We start from the raw sequence: 17,732 nt of genomic DNA, 5'->3' as shown, positions 1-17,732 counted from the left end.
ACATAGCGCCGAACCGCGGAGGGGTCGGCGCGCAGTTCCTCGACATCGACGGTCTCGCGGTTGCGGCCGTTCTCGATGAATGAGATGCGGTCGGCGACCGACAGCACGGCGTCGACGCGCTGCTCGACCAGGATCGTCGAGACGCCCAGATCGCGCAGCTTCGCCACCGTCTCGCGGATCTTGGCGATCATCGACGGCATCAGCCCTTCGGTGGGCTCGTCGAGAAGAAGCACCTGCGGCCCGAGGCAGAGCGCACGCGCCATGGCAAGCATTTGCTGCTCGCCTCCGGAAAGCGTGCCGGAGCGTTGCTTCAAGCGCTCTCGCAACAGCGGGAAAAGGTCGAGGACGCGTTCCCGCGTCGCCTTGCCCTTGCCGCGGGCCATCAGGCCGATCTCGACGTTTTCCGCCACCGTCATGTCGGCGAATAATCGCCGGCCCTGCGGCACATAAGCGACGCCCGTCTTCGGCACGTCATGCGCGGCAAGCCCGGTCAGCTCCTTGCCGGCCAGTCTGATCGAACCGGCAGCGGCCGGAACCAGCCCCATGATCGCCTTCAGCGTCGTCGTCTTGCCGGCGCCGTTGCGGCCGAACAGGCAAAGCACTTCGCCCTTGTTGAGGACAAGGTCGAGCCCGTAGAGCACCTGCACCTCGCCGTAAAAACAGTCGAGGCCGGAAATGGCGAGCAGCCCGCTCTCGGTGCCGGGGAGATCAGCCATGGGTCGCTCCCAGATAGGCATCCTGTACCTCGGCATTGGCGCGGATCTGCTCGGGCGTGCCCTCAGCGAGAATCTTTCCCGAATTGAAGACGGTGATGCGGTCGGCAAGCTGCATGACCACCGGCATGTTGTGCTCGATGAGCAGCACGGTGGCATGCTTGGCGATCTCGCGCACCAGTAGGACGAAATTGTCGATCTCGCTGTCGGCCAGCCCTTGCGTCGGCTCGTCAAGGATCAACAGGCGCGGCCTCAGCGCCAGGCCCATTGCCACCTCCAGCAGGCGCTGGTGGCCGTAGGAAAGCTGGCCGGCCGGCGTGCCGGCGCGGTCGGCGAGGCCGGTGCGTTCCAGCGCCGCCATGACGCCGCTCCTCACCTGCCCCTTCGAGCGGCCGTCGGTCAGCGTGCGCTGCACCGGCAACGCGACATTGTCGTAGGCCGTGAGATTGGCGAAGACGCTGGTGATCTGGAAGGTGTAGGCAACGCCGAGGCGAACCCTTTTGTAAGCCGGCATGGTCGTGATGTCGGCGCCGTCGAAGACGATCATGCCGGAGGACGGCTGGATGCGGCCGCTGAGCAGACTGACGAAAGTTGTCTTACCGGCGCCATTGGGGCCGATGATGGCGCGGATTTCGCCCGGCATCAGCGCGAAATCGACGCCGTCGACGGCGCGCAAGCCCCCGAAACGGCGCGAAAGACCCTTGGTGGTGAGCAGCGGCATCACGGCAACCATCCGAGCCAGCGCTGGCGGACGCTGCCCAGAACGCCCTTCGGAAAGAAGAGCACCAGCACGATCAGCGCCACGCCGACGATCAAAAGATAGGCGGAGGTGAAGCCGCTGGTGATGTCGGTGACATAATACATGAACAGCGTGCCGATGAGCGGCCCGAGAATGGTCGCGGCGCCGCCGAGCAGCACCCAGAGCAGTGGCAGGATCGAATACTGCACCGACGCGAAGCTCGATCCAATATAGCCGAACAGCAGCGCGTAAGCCGCACCGGACGCGGCGCAGATGGCGCCCGAGGCAATGACGGCGACGAGCTTGTTGGCGACGGTGTCGTAGCCCAGCATCTTCGTGCGCTCCTCATTCTCGCGAATGGCGACCAGCACGCGGCCGAAGCGGGAGCGAACGACGGCAAGCGTGATGAGCAGCACGACCGAGAACAGCGCCAGAGCGCTCATGTAGCGCACAGTCGGATTGGTCAGGTCGAGCGATGCGCCGCCGATCGCGATTATTCTCGACGGCTGCTGGATGACAAGGCCCTGGTCGCCGCCGGTCCAGGCGGCGAAATAAAGGATGAGCAGATAGAAGACCTGCGCGAACATCATGGTGACGATCATGAAGGCCACACCCGATGTGCGCAGCGCGAGCAGGCCAATGACCAAGGCAAGCAGGGCGCCGCAGGCAACCCCGGCGACGAAGGCTTCCGGCACGCCCCAGCCCAATTGATAGACAGCCAGCCCGGCACCATAGAGGCCGGCCGAGAAGAACATGGCGTGACCGAGGCTGAGCAGGCCGACATAGCCGAAGAGCAGGTTGTAGCCCATGGCGAAGACGGCAAGCGCCATGATGCGCGCGAACAGGCCCTGATGATAATCGGGCAGGACGAAATTCAGCGCGAACAGGAGCGCGATGACGCCGATATGCAGCGCGTAGATCTTCGCCGGCGAAGCATCCTTCATCGTGCCGCCGTCCCGAACAGGCCCTGCGGCCGGAACACCAGCACCATGGCGACCACCAGCGTGGCGATGATCTTGGCCAAGGTCGGCGAGAAGAACACCGAGACGATGCCGTCGGAGAGGCCGATCAGGATGGCGGCGACCACCGTGCCGCGCAATGAGCCGAGGCCGCCGATGATGACGACGATGAAGGACAACAGCAGCGGGTCCTGCCCCATCAGGTAGTGCGCCTGGCTGATCGGCACGATCAGCACCGCCGCGATTGCCGCCAGCATGGCGCCGATGGCGAACACGCCGGCATAGACACGCTCGACCGGGATGCCGAAGGCCTGCGCCGTCTCGCGGTCATACTGGGTGGCGCGCATGATCAGGCCGATTTTCGTCCGTGTCAGCACCAGCCAGGTGATCACCAGCAGAACCGCGGAGGCGGCAATGACCGAAAGCTTGTAGCCTGAATAGCCGAACCACGGCAGCAGGATGCGGTAATTGAAGGGTGGCTCGACCGGGCGCGCTTCCGGGCCGTAGAAGGTCAGCGCCAGCTGCTGGATGATATAGAGCATGCCGATGGTGGCGACGATGGTGCCTTCGGGATTGTAGTTCAGCCGGCGCAGCACCAGCCATTCGGCAAGAAACGCGACCAGCCCGACCAGCAACGGCGCGATCACCAGCGCGGCGACGAAGCCGATCGCGGGATGGCCGGAAATCGCCGTCGAGATCGCCCAGGCAAGCACGGCGCCCAGCATGAAGAACTCGCCATGCGCGACATTGACGATGCGCATGACGCCGAACACCAGCGACAGGCCAAGCGCCGTCAGCGCCAGCACGGCGGACGTGACGAGGCCTTCCAGGGCGGCGAGCAGGAAGTGGGGTCCGAACTGCATGGGCTAGATACCGGCGGATGCGCGAGGCGCCGCTCTCTGCCCTGCCGGACTGTCCGGCAGGACAGAGGGGGGTGGCTTGGCGCTCACGCTCGGTGAAACGTCGAAGCTCACAGCGCCTGCGTCGTGTAATCCCCTTCCGGCTCGTAGAGGCCGTCCTCGATCTTGGTCTTGTGGACGACCTTCAGCTTGCCGCCTTCGACCTTGGAGATGTTCTGGATGCCGAAGCATTGGTGGATCTTGCCGTTAAAGGTTTTCGGACCCTGCGGATGCTCCGGTCCTTCGGCGAATTCCTTCAGCGCTTCGGTTGCCTCGACCAGCTTGGCGCGGTCTTCCGGCCCCTTATAGCCGGCATCCTCCATCGCCTTCTTGATGACATAGAGCGTCTCCCAGCAGCCGAACATGTGGGCAGCGGTGGAGACGTCCTTGGGATCGCCGACGGCGGCGCCATTGTCGTCGATGCCGACGGCGGCGCGATAGGCCTTCTGCGCGGCCGAGTCATCGGGCTGCGCGTAGCGCGGCGAGCCTTCCCAGAAATGGCTGCCGTCGAGGAATTCGAGGCCGGGGCTGTTGATGTCGACGGCTTCGAGGGAGTCGATGAAGCCGAAGAGCTGCGGCCTTTGCGAGCCGTAGAACTCGCCGAGCTCCTTGACGAAGGTGAGCACGGCCGGACCCACCATGACGTGGTAGATCACCTCGGTCTCGGCCGGGATCTGCGGGAAGTATTTGGTGAAGGACGACTCCGTCGGCGGGATGGCGATCTGCGCGATCACGTCGGCGCCTTGCGCCTTCAACGCCGGCGGCAGGTAGTCGCGATGGTCGTAGCCGAAGGCGAAGTCGGGGAAGATCTGCGTCACCTTCTTGCCGGCATTCGCCGCGATCCACGGCGCCATCGACTGGATCTGGCTCTTCACGTCGGTGATGCCGGGCTGGAAGACGTAGCGGTTGAGCTTGGTCGAGGCGACGTGGTGGCCTTCGCTGACCACGAAATAGGGGATCTTGTTTTCGCCGGCGGCGGGCGCCGAGCCGATCACCACATGCGAGAACAGCGTGCCGAAGATGATGTCGGTCTTATGCTGCGTGGCGAACTTGCCGACCACCTCGGCGCCGCGGGCAGGATCGGTGCCATCATCTTCGATCACCAGCTCGACCTTGCGGCCGCTGATACCGCCGGCATCGTTGATCGCCTTGACGGCGGCAGCGCTCGTCTTCTCGTACCAGCGGCCGTAGGCGGCGCCGATGCCGGTGCGGTGCGACTGGAAGCCGATCTTGATCGGCGCCGAACTCTGCGCCTGGCTGTAGCGAACGAAGCCGGGCGCGAGCGCCAGGCCGGCGCCGGCGGCGATGCCTTTCAGCGCTGTGCGGCGGGAAAGCGTGCTTTTGGAGAGGTCGAAAAATCCGTTCTTGTCAGCCATGTCCGTTCCCCTGTTTTCAGTTTTTTGACCAGCGATAAGGCGGCTCGATCCTCCGCGCTCGGAGGACGCGAAAATTGCATGTGTACAAACTAAATCACCAAAGCTGTGACGTGGCAAGCGAGCTTCCACCCGACCCGATTTTCGGGGCCATGCGCGCGTCATGACGGGCCCTTGTCTCATCCTGCCGTCGGCGTGGCAAGCAGCCATAGGCCGAATATGGTGTAGGCGATCATCAGAAGCGTCAGCGGCAGCTGGCTGAGCGCCGCGCGCGACGGCTGCGGGTGGAGTCGCCAGGCTAGGCCGTGTGCGATCAAGACCGCCAGCACATGGCCGACGATGATGACGCCGGCCTGCAGATTCCAGAGCCACCAGGCCGACTCGGCGCCGACGACAACGCCCGCCTCGACCATCCTGTCGGCGGTGCCGAACAGGTTCCAGCCGAGTGCGAACGGGTCGGACAAAGCGACCAGCGCGTATTGGCCGTCGACGAGCAGCGCCGTGAGGTAGTGGGCGATGTGGTAGGCGAGCGCGATCGGCACGATGGACCAAATCAGGAGGCCGGCGGCTTTCTCGAAGGCTTGCCCGTCGCCGGCAAGGCGCTGGCCGAGTGAAACGGCAAGCGCGAACACGGCCGCCAACAAGATGAATGTCAGCACCAAGCCAAAGCTGCCGATGCCGATCAACGCGGTACGGCCGGGAAACTCCAGCGGATTGACGCCGAACAGGCCGAGCCAGAAGAAGGTTTTGGAAAGACCGTCGAAGGACACGGACGAGAGCGCCAGCAGCAGGAACGCCGTGCCGCTTGCCGGCAGCGACGAGGCGGAAAGCAGCTTCGCACCGGGCCAGCCGAGGTCGAGCCGGCCTTTTTCGCGCTGGACCGGCGCGAAGCGGGCGACGATGGAGAAAAAGACGGTCAGGAATTCGCCGCGCCGACTCCAGTCTTCGTAGCCGAAGACGCATATGGCGGCGAAACTGAGCAGCCAGTAGATGCCGGCGGCGAAGGCCAGGCGCGACGGATCGTCGGGCGCGGGATCGATGAGCTCGAACCAGGCGAAGCCGAAGAACAGGACGAACGCCGGCCAGTAGCCGAGCCATTTGGGAAGGCGCGATGGCTCGGCTTCGTCAGTGCGAAGGTTGAAGACGCGAGATGCAACGCGCCAGGGGCCGTACCACGGGTTGAGCCAGGACCAGAGATCGCCGAATACCCCCTGCAGCAGCGTGAAACCGGCCCAGAGCAGCGTCCAGATCACCAGAGGCAAGGGGTTGGAGAGTGGATCACGGCTGCCGAACAGGCCGGTGGCGATGAGAAGCACGAAGCCGGCAAAGGAAAGCAAGCTGAGGACGGTGCGCGGGTGGTCGCTGACAGTGAACAAAGAGAGGCGTCGGCGCCAGAAGCGGTCAAGAGCGGCGGGCGGCAGCAGCGCCAGCGTCAGAAAGCTGACAGCCACCGCAAGCGCGCCACCAGCGATGTAGTAGCCCGTGGGAAGAAGCAGGAGAGAGGGGGGTGGGCGGGAACTCAAGTTATCCGGTTATCCGAAATTCTATTCGAGCAGTCCTCACACCTTGACCAGCTGCTCCACCCGCCCCTTCTCGCCGAAGATGCGCAAATAACGCTTGATCTCCTTCTCATCGCCGGTCGACTTGGCGGGGTTGTCGGAGAGCTTGACCGCCGGCCGGCCATTGGCTTCGCTGACCTTGCAGACCAGCGAGATGGCGTCGAGGCTGTTGGTCTCGGTCGGCGCGCAGCCTTCGAAATCATTGGTGAGGTTGGTGCCCCAGCCGAAGGACATGCGCACCTTGCCGCGGAAATGCTTGTAGGTCTCCTCGATGGTCTCGACCTCGAGCCCGTCGGAGAAGATGAGCAGCTTCTGTTTCGGATCCTTGCCCTTCTCGCGCCACCAGGCGAGGATCTTCTCGCCGCCTTCGATGGGCGGCGCGCTGTCGGGGCGGAAGCCGGTCCAGTCGGCGATCCAGTCCGGCGCGTCGCGCAGGAAAGCGGACGTGCCGAACGTGTCGGGCAGCACGATCAGCAGATTGCCGCCATAATAGCGCTGCCAGTCCTGCAGCACCTTGTAGGGCGCCTGCCTCAGCTCCTCAACGGAATTGGCAAGTGCCGCAAACACCATAGGCAGCTCGTGCGCATTGGTGCCGAGCGCCTCGAGGTCGTTGTCCATGGCCAGAAGCACGTTCGACGTGCCGGTGAAAGCCTCGCCGATGCCTTCCTTCAGCGCCTCGACGCACCAGCGCTGCCACAGGAAGGAGTGGCGGCGGCGGGTGCCGAAATCGGAAATGCGGATGCCGGGCAGTGCCTTCAGCCGCTCGGTCTTGGCCCACATCTTGGCCTTGGCGCGGGCGTAGAGCACGTCGAGCGCAAACTGGCCGAAGGAGCGCATGGCGGCGCGCGAGCGCAGTTCGTTGATGATGGCGAGCGCCGGTATCTCCCACAGCGTGGTGTACATCCAGGGACCGGGGAAGGACAGTTCGTACTGGCCGTCGCGCTTGGTGAGTTCATAGTCGGGAAGGCGGAAATCCTCCAGCCAGGCGAGGAATTCCGGCTCGAAGATCTGCTTGCGACCATAGAAGGTGTTGCCGCCGAGCCAGATCATCTCCTTCTTGGTGAAGCGCAAGGTGCGAGCGTGGTCGAGCTGCTCGCGCAGTTCGCCTTCGTCGATCTCGTCGGCGAGCCGCACCGAGGTCGTGCGATTGATCAGCGTGAAGGTGGCGTCGACGTTGGGGTACATGCCCCAGATCATCTGCAGCATCAGAAGCTTGTAGAAATCGGTGTCCAGCAGGCTGCGGACGATGGGGTCCAGCTTCCAGGTGTGGTTGTAGACGCGCCGCGCTATATCGGTTCGTGCCATATCTGCTCACCCAAAAAGCGCGTCGCGCTTGCGCGATTCCAAGCGCGGCGCCTCAAGTCCCTGTTATGAAGCATTCCGGACGGAAAACCGCCGCGCAGCTCCCAGAATTGTTAACCAGCTGCGGTCTTAGCATTGTATTTTTGAAAGCGCTTCCTGCTTTGCAAGCTGGCCCGACAAAAAGCAGCTATGCAAGTCCAGCGATCATGACGCTGCGCCAGAGCATTTCACCGTTGCACGGCAACCGCGAAATGCTCTTGGCTTTCTTGTTGTTGACGCGAATCTCCGGACGGAAGACCGCTCACACTTTTCCTGGAATCGCTCTAGCCCCGATCACCTTGAGCGCCGGGCGCTTCCTGCGGCTCGGCACACGGCCGGCGACCGGGGCATCGGCGCGGCCCTCGTCCTGCTCCTTTTCGGCAAACAGCCAGTCGATGAAAAGCTGGACGATCGGCGCCGAGCGCATCTCGTTGCGGCAGACGACATAGAAGTCATCGACCGCCGGCACCGACAAAGCGAAGGGCGAGACGAGCATGCCTCTGGCGAGCAGGGCGCGCGCGGTCACGGAATCACCGAGCGCCACGCCGTGGCCGTGGACGGCGGCCTCCACCGCTATGCGCGCGTCGCCGAGGTGATGGCGGCGGCCGCGCTCCAGGTCGAGCGCGTCGGCGGCGGCCAGCCAGGTGTGCCACTCGCGGCCGTCGTCGCCATGCAGGAAAACGTGGTCGGCAAGGTCGCGCACACTGCGGATCGGGCGGTTGTTGATCAGCGTCGGGCTGACCACCGGAAACAGCTCGAGACCCGACCATTTGCGTATCCAGCAGTCGCTCCAGCTGCCATCGCCATAATGCACGCAGACGTCGATGTGCGGCGCGCGGATGTCCCTGGCGTCGTTGGAGGGGATCAGCGTCAGCTGGATGTCGGGATATTGCGCGGTGAAGGAGCCGAGCCGCGGCGTCATCCACAACAGGAGCAGCGCCGGCACGCAGGACACCGACAGCACACCGGTGCTTGCGGGGCGTGTCATGCGTTGCGTCGCGGCGGCGATGCCGTCGAAGGCCGCCGAAACCGCCGGCAGGAACTCAGCGCCGTGCGGCGTCAGCTTCACGCGCTGACCCGCGCGCTGGAAAAGCTTTACGCCGAGCGATTGCTCGAGCGCCTTGATCTGGTGGCTGACCGCGCCATGCGTGACGTTGAGCTCGCCTGCCGCCTTGGTCAGCGAGGCATGTCGCGCCGTCGCCTCGAAAGCGCGCAACGGGTTCAACGGCGGCAAGCGCTTGGCCAAGGACAGCTCCCGACTTTGTGAGATTTTCTCACAGCAAAGACCCTAACAATATCAATTGATTTTTCAATACAGTTGCCCGACACTTTTGCCCGGAACAGCTCAACAGACGTAGATTTCGCAGGCGCCGGCGGGCAACGATCAGCCGGATGACTGCTGGCTTGGCAGCCGTCGGTGCAGCCGCCGCGCTGCAAGCAGTCACGGAGGAGGACCGGACATGGGTTACGATCGCGGCAAGCTCGAAGCGTTGCGCCGCAAATATGGCGAGAGCCATGGCGGCGAGATGTTCGATCCGAAATTCCGCAAGGTCGCCGACAAGATCTTCAGCAAAAGCGGCACCCGGCTAGCGCCCTATTCCGGCATCCCGACCTTCCTTGCCGCGCCGTACCGGCAGGTGGCGGCCGACAATCCGGATTTCGGCGACTTGCAAGTGGCGATGATCGGCGTGCCGATGGACCTTGGCGTCACCAACCGGCCGGGCTCACGCTTCGGGCCGCGGGCGCTGCGCGCCATCGAGCGCATCGGCCCCTACAATCACGTGCTGGAATGCGCGCCGACGCATGAGCTGCGCGTCGCCGACATCGGCGACACGCCGTTCCGCAGCCGTTACCGGCTGGAGATCAGCCACGAGGACATCGAAAAGCGCACCAACCAGATCGTCGACGCCGGTGTGCTGCCGCTTTCGGTCGGCGGCGACCACTCGATCAGCCATCCGATCCTGAAGGCGGTCGGTAAGCAGGCTCCGGTCGGCATGATCCATATCGACGCCCATTGCGACACCAGCGGGCTGTTCGACATGACCAAGTTCCACCACGGCGGACCGTTCCGCAACGCGGTCCTGGACGGCGTGCTCGATCCCACCCGCACGATCCAGATCGGCATTCGCGGCTCGGCCGAGTATCTGTGGGAGTTCACCTATGAATCCGGCATGACGGTGGTCCATGCCGAGGAGGTGACCGGCCTCGGCATACCCGCCATCATCGAGAAGGCGCGGAAGATCGTCGGCGACGGCCCGACCTACATCTCCTTCGACGTCGACAGCATCGATCCGGCCTTCGCCCCGGGCACCGGCACGCCTGAAGTCGGTGGGCTGACGACGCGCGAGGTGCTCGAGCTGCTGCGCGGCCTGAAGGGACTCAACATCGTCGGCGGCGACGTCGTCGAGGTGGCGCCGCAATATGACGCGACCACCAACACCGCCCATGTCGGCGCGCAAGTCCTGTTCGAGATCCTGAGCCTGATGGTGTTCAGCCCGGCAATCAAGAAAGGCTGACACGAGAGCGTTTCACCGCTTCATGGAATCGGCGAACCGCTCTAACGCTTTGGTTCTACGCAATTCCGGACGGAAGCTATACGAAGTCGCCAAGCGTAGACCGCTTCCCGCTTTTCCTGGAATTGCTAACCAGTACGGCCGTCGCGCTGGAGCCGGCGGCCGGTTTCAACAACAAGCTTCCAGCAGGGGAACTAAAATGACTCTTCGAAACACACTGAAATCCGCACTTGCGGCACTCATCATGCTCGGCGCCGCCGGTCTTGCCTCGCAGGCCAAGGCCGACGCCATCGACGACATCACCAAGGCCGGGGCCATCAATGTCGGCATCTTCTCCGACTTCCCGCCTTTTTCCTCGGCCAGCGCCGACATGAGCATCAAGGGCTATGACATCGACGTCGCGCAGGCGATCGCCGATTCCTTGAAGGTGAAGCTGAACCTCGTCAGCGTCACCGGCCAGAATCGCATCCCGTATCTCACCGACAAGCGCGTCGATATCCTGATGAGCGTCGGCTATTCGAAGGAGCGCGAGCAGGTGATCGATTTCGCCGCCGCCTACGCGCCCTATTACATCGCCGCCATCGGCCCGGCCGAGCTTGCCGTCAAAGGCAAGGACGACCTTGCCGACAAGTCGATCGCCGTCAATCGCGGCACGCTGGAGGATACCTCGCTCACCCAGGCGGCGCCCGCCTCGGCCGACATCCGCCGCTTCGACAACTACAATTCCGTCATCCAGGCCTTCATCTCCGGACAGACGCAGCTCATGGTGGTCGGCAACGATGTCGGCGCGCAGGTGCTGGCCAAGCAGGTTGCATTGAAGCCCGAGCAGAAGTTCCAGCTGCTGACCTCGCCCTCGCATATCGGCCTCAACAAGAACGAGGATAGGCTGAAGAAGGCGGTGAACGATGCGGTCGCCAAGATGCTGGCGGACGGCAAGCTGGACGAGAGCTCGAAAGCCTGGCTGAAGACGCCGCTCAATCCCGACAACCTCAAGGATTGATCTCGCTTGGCGGTTCAGCGCGCATGAAGCGCTGAACCGCTCCCGTACTTGTTTCTTGCGCTACACGCTTTCCAACAGGGCCAATCGCGATGGGCTACAGCCTGGACTTCGGCTGGCTTGCGGGTGCAGCGGGCGTGATCGCGCGCGGCGCGGCGATGACGCTGCTTCTGATCGTCGTCACCACGCTGGCCGGCACTTTCCTCAGCATCCTGGGCGCCGCCGGACGCCGGAACGGCCCGAGGCCGCTCAAGCTGGCGATCGGCTGGTATGTCGAGGTGATGCGCAACACGCCGTTCCTGGTGCAGCTGTTCTTCATCTTCTTCGGACTGCCCAGCCTCGGCATCCGACTCGATCCGATCCTGGCCGCCATGCTGGCGATGACGCTCAACATGGCGGCCTACACGATCGAGATCGTCGGCGCGGGTCTGGACGCGGTGCCGCGCGGGCAGACGGAGGCAGCACTTGCGCTCGGGCTCAGGCCCAGGCAGGTGTTCATCAAGATCGTGCTGCCGCAGGCGCTGAAAGTGATCTATCCGGCGCTGACCAGCCAGATCGTCATCATGATGCTGGAATCGGCGGTGGTGTCGCAGATCGCGGTGCGTGAACTGACCTACGAGGCCGACATGCTGCAGGCGCGCACCTTCCGCGCCTTCGAAACCTATCTGGTGGTGACCATGGTCTATCTCGGCCTGTCGATGGGGCTGCGCCGGCTGCTGGTCAGCGGCGGACGCCGCGCACTCGGAGCCGGCGTGTCATGATCGAATTCACCCTCTGGGACATATTGCGCAACCTTCTGCTCGCCGCGCGCTGGACGGTGCTGCTGTCGCTTGCGGCCTTCGTCGGCGGCGCGCTGGTCGGGCTGGTCGTGCTGTTCTTCCGCATAGCCAAGAACAAATGGATCAAGCGGATCGCTTCCGGCTATATCGCGCTGTTCCAGGGCACGCCGCTCCTCATGCAGCTTTTCCTGATGTTCTTCGGCCTGCCGATGTTGGGGCTGCGCATCGAGCCATGGACAGCCGCGGCGCTCGGCCTCACCTTCTTTGCCAGCGCCTATCTCGCCGAGATCTGGCGCAGCGGTGTCGATGCGCTGCCGCGCGGCCAGTGGGACGCCGGCGCCAGTCTCGGACTGCATTATCTGCAGGAACTCAGGCTGATCATCCTGCCGCAGGCCTTCGCCATCACGCGCGCCCCGACCGTCGGCTTCCTGGTGCAGCTGATCAAATCGACGGCGCTGACCTCGATCATCGGTTTCGAGGAGTTGGTCAGGACCTCCAACGCCATCAACAACGCGACCTTCGAACCCTTCACCGTCTACGGGCTGGTGGCGCTGATCTTCTTCGTGATGTGCTTCCCGCTGACGCAATATGCGCGGCGGCTTGAGCGTGTCGCCGCACACTGAAGGTCGACGAGGGCCGCCGCCTGACCGGCGGCCGCTCTTCTCAATGGCTGAACGACAGCGCCGGCGCGATGCGATCGCGCCGCAGCCAACGGACGAGCAGGAGCACCGCCACCACCGCCAGGCCTGACGAAAGGCCGATCCAGATGCCGACGCCGTTGAAGCCGAAATGGAAGGCGAGCAGCACGCCGAGCGGAAGGCCGACCCCCCAATAGCCGATCGCGGCATAGATCATCGGCACCTTGGTATCGTGCAGGCCGCGCAGCATGCCGGCGGCCACCGCCTGCGCGCCGTCGAAGATCTGGAACAGCGCGGCAAACACCAGGAAGGACACGGCAAGCATGATCAACCTGGCATTGGCCGGATCGGCGAGATCGATGAAGGCGCTGATCAAAAGATGCGGCCATAGGATCATCACCAGCCCCATCAGCGCCATGAAGGAGACGCCGATGACAAAGCTGGTCCAGCCGGCGCGCGAGACGCCCTCGGGATTGCCGGCGCCATGTGCCAGGCCGACGCGCACGGTGACCGCCTGGTTGAGGCCGAGCGGCACCATGAAGGAGATCGAGGCGATCTGGATGGCAATCGCGTGGGCTGCCAGCGAATCCGCGTCGATCAGACCCATCAGCAGGGCTGCCGCATTGAAGATCGTCACCTCGAAGGCGAGAATGCCGGCGATCGGCAGGCCGAGCCTCAGCAGGCCGCGGAAGCGCGGCCAGTCGGAGCGCCAGAAGCGGCCGAAGAGGTGATAGCGGCGGAATTTTTTCTCCAGCACCACCACGGCCGCCAGTCCAACAAACATCAGCATGCTGGAAAGCGAGGTGGCGAGGCCCGAGCCGGCGATGCCCATCGGGCGGACGCCGAGGTTGCCGAACATGAAGACCCAGTTGAAGAAGGCGTTGCAGGCGACGGCGACGAAAACGATGATCAGCGCCCAGCCGGGCCGCTCCAGCGCCGAGATGAAGGAGCGCAGCACGATATAACCGTAAAAAGGCAGCACCGCCCATTGCAGCCAGTGCAGGTAGATGCCTGCCTGGTGCGCGAGGTCCGGCTTCTGCCCCATGGCCAAAAGCACTTCTTCGCCATGCCAGAGGAACAGCCAGATCGGGATCGAGACGAGGACCGCCAGCCAGAGTCCTTGGCGCACGGTGCGGCGCAGGTCGCGCACCGAATGGCGGCGGCGGCCGAGCTCGGTCGCCATCATCGGCGAGGTGGCGAGCATCAGGCCAAGCCCGAAGATCAGCGGCATGAAATAGAGGTTGGAGCCGAGCGCGCCGGCGGCCAGCGTGTCGGGTCCCAAACGGCCCATCATCATGACGTCGGTCGCGGTCATGGCGGTCTGGCCGAGATTGGTGAGCACCATCGGCCAGGCAAGCGACAATGTTGCCCTGATTTCCTGACGCCAAAAATTTTCCGGCGCGCGAGCGCCGGCTTCGATCGCAGACATTTTCCGCTCTTCAGACCACGGCGCGTCGGGACTCGCCCGGAAGCCGCACGCAAACGGCGCAAAATGGCGCCGTTTGCGCCGTCTTGTGAACGAAATGCGACATATTGGCAAGGAGGAGGAGCGGCGACCTATTGAGCCAGCGGGAAGCGCAAGAGCCGGGCCTTCTATTGGATGGTGTCGAGCGCCTGCCGCTGGCGGTGCATTTCGAGGAAGATGCGATAGTCGCGGTCGAAGCGAGCGCCGGCGGCCGGATTCGGGGGCCGCGTCCTGCCGCCCTGCTGCATGGCCACGCAAGCGGCGTTCAGGTCGGGGTAAAGCCCAGCGGCGGTCGCAGCGACCATGCCGGTGCCGAGCAGCACCGCCTCGTCGGCCAGCGGCTCGATGACGGTGCAGCCGGTGGCATCGGCATAGAGTTCCATCAAGAGCGGGTTCTTGGTGTGGCCGCCGGTGACGTGCAGCGTGTCGATCAAATAGCCGTTCTCGTTCAGCGCCTCGAGCACATGGCGGACGCCGAGCGCGATGCCGACGGCGGTGCGCCAGTAGAGCTTGCACAGGCTGTCGAAGGAGGAATCGAGTGTCAGCCCGCTGACGACGCCAACCGCGTGCGGGTCGGCGAGCGGCGAGCGATTGCCGTGGAAATCCGGCAGCACATGCAGCCGCGCCGCCAGCGCGTCGCCCTCGGCGGCGCGCAGTTCGGCGACGCGCTTGGCGATCCTGGCATGCATTGCCGCATCCGGCTCGCCGCCGGCGCCGTGCCAGCGGATGATGTGGTCGAGCAGAGCGCCGGTCGCCGACTGACCGCCTTCCGACAGCCAGAGCTTTGGCAACGCCGCGCCATAATATGGTCCCCAGACGCCGGCGAAAGGCTGCGGATCCTGCGACATCGCCATGACGCAGGACGAGGTGCCGGCAATCAGCGCCAGGTGCCGGCTGATGTCCTTCTCGTCGCCGGCGAAGCCGCCGAGCACACCGAGCGCGCCGGCATAGGCGTCGATCACCCCGGCGCCGACCCGGCATTTTTCCGTGAGGCCGAGATCTGCCGCCGCATCGGCCGTGAGTTGCCCGATATCGGTGCCGACGGGGCTCGCCTTGTCCGGGAGATTGCCATGCTCGAAGAGATCGCCGATGCCGACGAGCTTGAAGAAATCGCGCCGCCAGCCCGTCTCCTCATGCGCGAGATAGGTCCATTTGGCCGTCAGCGTGCATTGCGAGCGGGCGAGCGATCCGGTCGCTTTCCAGGTCAGGAAATCGGCGAGATCGAACAGATAGCCGGCTTCATTCCAGGTTGCGGGCAGGTTGCGCTTCAGCCACATCAGCTTCGGCGTTTCCATTTCCGGCGACATCACCCCGCCGATATAGTCGAGCACCGCATGGCCGCTTCTGGTGCATTCGTCGGCTTCGGCGATGGCGCGATGGTCGAGCCAGACAATGGTGTCCCAGCGCTTCTCGCCGGTGACCGAGACGCTCAGCTGATCGCCCTGCCTGCCGCGCACCACCAGTGAGCAGGTGGCGTCAAAAGAGATGCCGACAATATCCGATGCGGCGACGTTCGTCTTCTCGCGCGCGGCCCGCACGGCGGCGCAGACTGCCGACCAGATATTTTCCGAGTCGTGCTCCGCGTGATCGGGCTTAGGCTGGTGCATGGCGATCGGCCGCTCGGCGCGGCCGAGCAGATTGCCACGCGAGTCGAGAATGCCCGCGCGAGCGCTCCCGGTGCCGACATCGACCGCGCAAACGAAACTCGTCAAGATGCTTTTACTCTCGCTCCCAGGTCTGCAATCAGGTCGGGCAATTGCAGCATGTCAGCGAATATAAAGTCCGGTTCGGTCGACGCAAGCCGCGCCTTGAGCGCAGGGTTGTTTGCATGCGATCCGCCGGTGAAGGCAAAGACACGCATCCCCGCCGCCCGCGCCGCGGCGATGCCCGCCGGGCTGTCCTCGATGACAAGGCATTTGCCCGGATCAGCGCGCATCGCGGCGGCGGCATGGAGGAACAGGTCCGGCGCCGGCTTGCCGCGCTTGACCATGGCGGCGCTGAAGAGGTGCGGCTCCAGCAGGCCCAGCAGGCCGGTGACCTCGAGCGCGTAGCGGATGCGCTCCAGCGTGCCGGAAGAGGCGACGCAATGGGGCAGGCCAAGCTTCGGCAGGATCTCCTTGATGCCGGGGATCGGCTTCAGCTCCTCGCGGAACTTGCGCATCAGCTCGACGCGCATGGCGGTGAGATGCTGGTCGCTGATCTCAAGCCCGAAATCGCTGCCGAGGATCTCGCGCACGCTCTTCATGCTCTTGCCGAGGAAATGCTCGTAGGCGGCGTCCTCCGAGACCGTGCCGCCGGCGAGCTCGATCATGCCCAGCAACGCGGACACCGAAAGCGCCTCGCTGTCGACCAGCACGCCGTCACAGTCGAAGATGACGAGCTCGGGCGTCATTGCGGCTGCGTCCAAAGAGCTTCAGAGCTTATCGGCGAGATAGCGCGTCAAGGTTTCGCGCGCGCCGTTCGCCCACAATTCGTTCAGCGCATGGGCGAAGGCTTCGGCAAAGACGGCGGAGCGGCCGACATCGCCATAGATGTCGTCCATCGCCAGCCAGGCCTGGGGCGAGTTCTTCGCCGCTTTGGCGGTCGCCTGCATCCGGTCCCAGCTCGGATCGTTCGGCTCGATGACGGCACCGCTGTCGGTGGTGCCGAAGCAGTAGCGGCACCAGAGCGCGGACTCCAGAGCCAGGCCGGCAACACCTTTCCCCGCCTTCAGTCGGTCCGCGGCGGTCGGAATTATGAATTTCGGCTGGCGGTTGGAACCGTCGAGGCAAAGCCTTCGGATGGTGTCGCCGATCTTGGGGTTGGAGAAGCGGCGCTCGATGAGCTGGTAGTAATCCTCGAGCACCGTGTCCGGCACCGGCGGCACGGTCGGGATGATCTCGTCGCGCTCCAGCTTGGCGAGGAAGCCGCGCACCAGCGGCTCCTGCATCGCCTCATGCACGAAATGGATGTCCATCAGGCCCGCCGGATAGGCGATCGCTGCGTGGCCGCCGTTCAAGATGCGGATCTTCATCAGCTCGTAAGGCGAGACATCCTTGACGAACTGGACGCCGGCCCGTTCCAGCGGCGGCCGGCCGGCGGTGAAATGATCTTCCAGCACCCACTGTTTGAACGGTTCGCAGAAGACCGGCCAATTGTCCTCCAGCCCGAAATCATTGGCCAGAATGCTGCGCTCGCGATCGGTGGTGGCCGGCGTGATGCGGTCGACCATGCCGTTCGGGAAAGCGACGTTGTCCCTCACCCAGTTGGCCAGAGCCTCGTCGATCAGCCGGGCAAGGCCGATGACGCCGTCGGAGGTGACGTGGCCATTGTGGGGGATGTTGTCGCAGGACATGACCGTGAACGGCACGATGCCGTCGGCGCGCCGGCGCACCAGTCCGGCAAGAATGATGCCGAAGACCGTCTTCGGTGCCGCACCGGGCTGGGCATCGGCAACAATGTCGGGATGGGCCGGATTGAACTTTCCGGAGGCCGGATCGATGAAATAGCCGCCCTCGGTGATGGTCAGCGACACAATCTTGATCGCGGGGTCGGCGAGTTGCTCGACGATCGCCTCAGCATCGCCCGGCATCAGGAAATCGACCATGGCGCCGGTGACGCGGGCGCTCATATGGCCCTGGTCCTGCTCGACCACGGTGGTCAGCCAGTCCTGCTCCTGCAGCCTGGCGCGGCCGGCCTTCTCGCCCTCGAACACGCCGGCGCCGATCAGCGCCCAGTCATGGCCGAGGCCGGAATTGAACAGGTCGTCGAGATAGAC

16 protein-coding genes are annotated in these 17,732 nt (G+C 64.4%); 4 read left to right on the top strand and 12 right to left on the bottom strand.

The annotated features are described in order from the left end of the window. The 8 genes from EOA75_RS12945 to gcvA form a co-directional block, all read right to left on the bottom strand. Positions 1-716, bottom strand: a 716-nt coding sequence (locus EOA75_RS12945) for an ABC transporter ATP-binding protein (RefSeq protein ID WP_164747369.1), incomplete at its 3' end; no start/stop codon positions are given. Next, positions 709-1,437: an ABC transporter ATP-binding protein gene (locus tag EOA75_RS12940; protein ID WP_067324686.1), complete on the bottom strand. Its 729-nt coding sequence runs from the start codon at positions 1,435-1,437 to the stop codon at positions 709-711. The genes EOA75_RS12945 and EOA75_RS12940, both read right to left, overlap by 8 nt. Further along, entirely contained in the window at positions 1,434-2,396 is a 963-nt protein-coding gene (locus EOA75_RS12935) for a branched-chain amino acid ABC transporter permease (RefSeq protein ID WP_127216749.1), read from the bottom strand. Before EOA75_RS12935 ends, EOA75_RS12940 begins: the two co-directional genes overlap by 4 nt. Beyond that, entirely contained in the window at positions 2,393-3,274 is an 882-nt protein-coding gene (locus EOA75_RS12930) for a branched-chain amino acid ABC transporter permease (protein ID WP_127216750.1), read from the bottom strand. Before EOA75_RS12930 ends, EOA75_RS12935 begins: the two co-directional genes overlap by 4 nt. Positions 3,275-3,381: 107 nt before the next feature. Further along, entirely contained in the window at positions 3,382-4,686 is a 1,305-nt protein-coding gene (locus EOA75_RS12925; protein ID WP_095825557.1) for an ABC transporter substrate-binding protein, read from the bottom strand. A 176-nt stretch (positions 4,687-4,862) separates the two neighbouring features. Continuing rightward, the gene (locus EOA75_RS12920; protein WP_127324383.1) at positions 4,863-6,206 is read right to left on the bottom strand and encodes a hypothetical protein; all 1,344 of its coding nucleotides are present in this window, start codon (positions 6,204-6,206) and stop codon (positions 4,863-4,865) included. A 36-nt stretch (positions 6,207-6,242) separates the two neighbouring features. Then, positions 6,243-7,547 carry a nicotinate phosphoribosyltransferase gene (gene pncB / locus EOA75_RS12915; RefSeq protein WP_127324382.1) on the bottom strand — a complete coding sequence of 435 codons (1,305 nt, stop codon included), beginning with the start codon at positions 7,545-7,547 and terminating at the stop codon, positions 6,243-6,245. A 298-nt stretch (positions 7,548-7,845) separates the two neighbouring features. Next, the gene (gene gcvA / locus EOA75_RS12910; RefSeq protein WP_095799105.1) at positions 7,846-8,829 is read right to left on the bottom strand and encodes a transcriptional regulator GcvA; all 984 of its coding nucleotides are present in this window, start codon (positions 8,827-8,829) and stop codon (positions 7,846-7,848) included. 214 nt (positions 8,830-9,043) lie between these two features. On the opposite strand from gcvA, the gene speB reads away from it, so the two are divergent. The 4 genes from speB to EOA75_RS12890 all read left to right on the top strand — a co-directional run bounded on the left by speB (position 9,044) and on the right by EOA75_RS12890 (position 12,495). After that, positions 9,044-10,099: an agmatinase gene (gene speB, locus EOA75_RS12905; protein WP_095782179.1), complete on the top strand. Its 1,056-nt coding sequence runs from the start codon at positions 9,044-9,046 to the stop codon at positions 10,097-10,099. Between the two features lie 196 nt (positions 10,100-10,295). Beyond that, positions 10,296-11,096 carry a transporter substrate-binding domain-containing protein gene (locus tag EOA75_RS12900; RefSeq protein WP_127324381.1) on the top strand — a complete coding sequence of 267 codons (801 nt, stop codon included), beginning with the start codon at positions 10,296-10,298 and terminating at the stop codon, positions 11,094-11,096. Positions 11,097-11,185: 89 nt separating this feature from the next. After that, positions 11,186-11,854 (top strand): amino acid ABC transporter permease, encoded by a 669-nt coding sequence (locus EOA75_RS12895; protein ID WP_095799104.1) that lies wholly within the window; start codon positions 11,186-11,188, stop codon positions 11,852-11,854. Next, positions 11,851-12,495, top strand: a complete 645-nt coding sequence (locus tag EOA75_RS12890; protein ID WP_066999193.1) for an amino acid ABC transporter permease — start codon at positions 11,851-11,853, stop codon at positions 12,493-12,495. Before EOA75_RS12895 ends, EOA75_RS12890 begins: the two co-directional genes overlap by 4 nt. 40 nt (positions 12,496-12,535) lie before the next feature. Here EOA75_RS12890 and EOA75_RS12885 read toward each other — a convergent pair whose 3' ends face one another. The 4 genes from EOA75_RS12885 to EOA75_RS12870 all read right to left on the bottom strand — a co-directional run. Further along, positions 12,536-13,939 (bottom strand): MATE family efflux transporter, encoded by a 1,404-nt coding sequence (locus EOA75_RS12885; RefSeq protein ID WP_127324380.1) that lies wholly within the window; start codon positions 13,937-13,939, stop codon positions 12,536-12,538. Between the two features lie 164 nt (positions 13,940-14,103). Next, positions 14,104-15,690, bottom strand: a complete 1,587-nt coding sequence (locus EOA75_RS12880) for an FGGY-family carbohydrate kinase (protein WP_127324379.1) — start codon at positions 15,688-15,690, stop codon at positions 14,104-14,106. Continuing rightward, a complete protein-coding gene (locus EOA75_RS12875; protein ID WP_127240211.1) occupies positions 15,684-16,367 on the bottom strand; it encodes an HAD family hydrolase in 684 nt (227 codons plus the stop codon). Before EOA75_RS12875 ends, EOA75_RS12880 begins: the two co-directional genes overlap by 7 nt. Before the next feature lie 21 nt (positions 16,368-16,388). Continuing rightward, positions 16,389-17,732: mannitol dehydrogenase family protein (locus tag EOA75_RS12870; protein WP_164747368.1), on the bottom strand; the 1,344-nt coding region annotated here is incomplete at its 5' end.

Origin of the sequence: Mesorhizobium sp. M1A.F.Ca.IN.022.07.1.1 (assembly GCF_003997575.1) — a bacterium.
Classification (GTDB): domain Bacteria; phylum Pseudomonadota; class Alphaproteobacteria; order Rhizobiales; family Rhizobiaceae; genus Mesorhizobium.
Note: the sequence above shows the minus strand (reverse complement) of the source record. Positions and strands in the feature narration are given on the sequence as shown.

What these genes read in the sequence shown, in the direction of transcription:
- pncB (WP_127324382.1), bottom strand. Translation starts at nt 7,547, where the DNA reads ATGGCACGAACCGATATAGCGCGGCGCGTCTACAACCACACCTGGAAG.
- speB (WP_095782179.1), top strand. Translation starts at nt 9,044, where the DNA reads ATGGGTTACGATCGCGGCAAGCTCGAAGCGTTGCGCCGCAAATATGGC.
- EOA75_RS12925 (WP_095825557.1), bottom strand. Translation starts at nt 4,686, where the DNA reads ATGGCTGACAAGAACGGATTTTTCGACCTCTCCAAAAGCACGCTTTCC.
- EOA75_RS12875 (WP_127240211.1), bottom strand. Translation starts at nt 16,367, where the DNA reads ATGACGCCCGAGCTCGTCATCTTCGACTGTGACGGCGTGCTGGTCGAC.
- EOA75_RS12935 (WP_127216749.1), bottom strand. Translation starts at nt 2,396, where the DNA reads ATGAAGGATGCTTCGCCGGCGAAGATCTACGCGCTGCATATCGGCGTC.
- EOA75_RS12900 (WP_127324381.1), top strand. Translation starts at nt 10,296, where the DNA reads ATGACTCTTCGAAACACACTGAAATCCGCACTTGCGGCACTCATCATG.
- EOA75_RS12895 (WP_095799104.1), top strand. Translation starts at nt 11,186, where the DNA reads ATGGGCTACAGCCTGGACTTCGGCTGGCTTGCGGGTGCAGCGGGCGTG.
- EOA75_RS12885 (WP_127324380.1), bottom strand. Translation starts at nt 13,939, where the DNA reads ATGTCTGCGATCGAAGCCGGCGCTCGCGCGCCGGAAAATTTTTGGCGT.
- EOA75_RS12890 (WP_066999193.1), top strand. Translation starts at nt 11,851, where the DNA reads ATGATCGAATTCACCCTCTGGGACATATTGCGCAACCTTCTGCTCGCC.
- EOA75_RS12930 (WP_127216750.1), bottom strand. Translation starts at nt 3,274, where the DNA reads ATGCAGTTCGGACCCCACTTCCTGCTCGCCGCCCTGGAAGGCCTCGTC.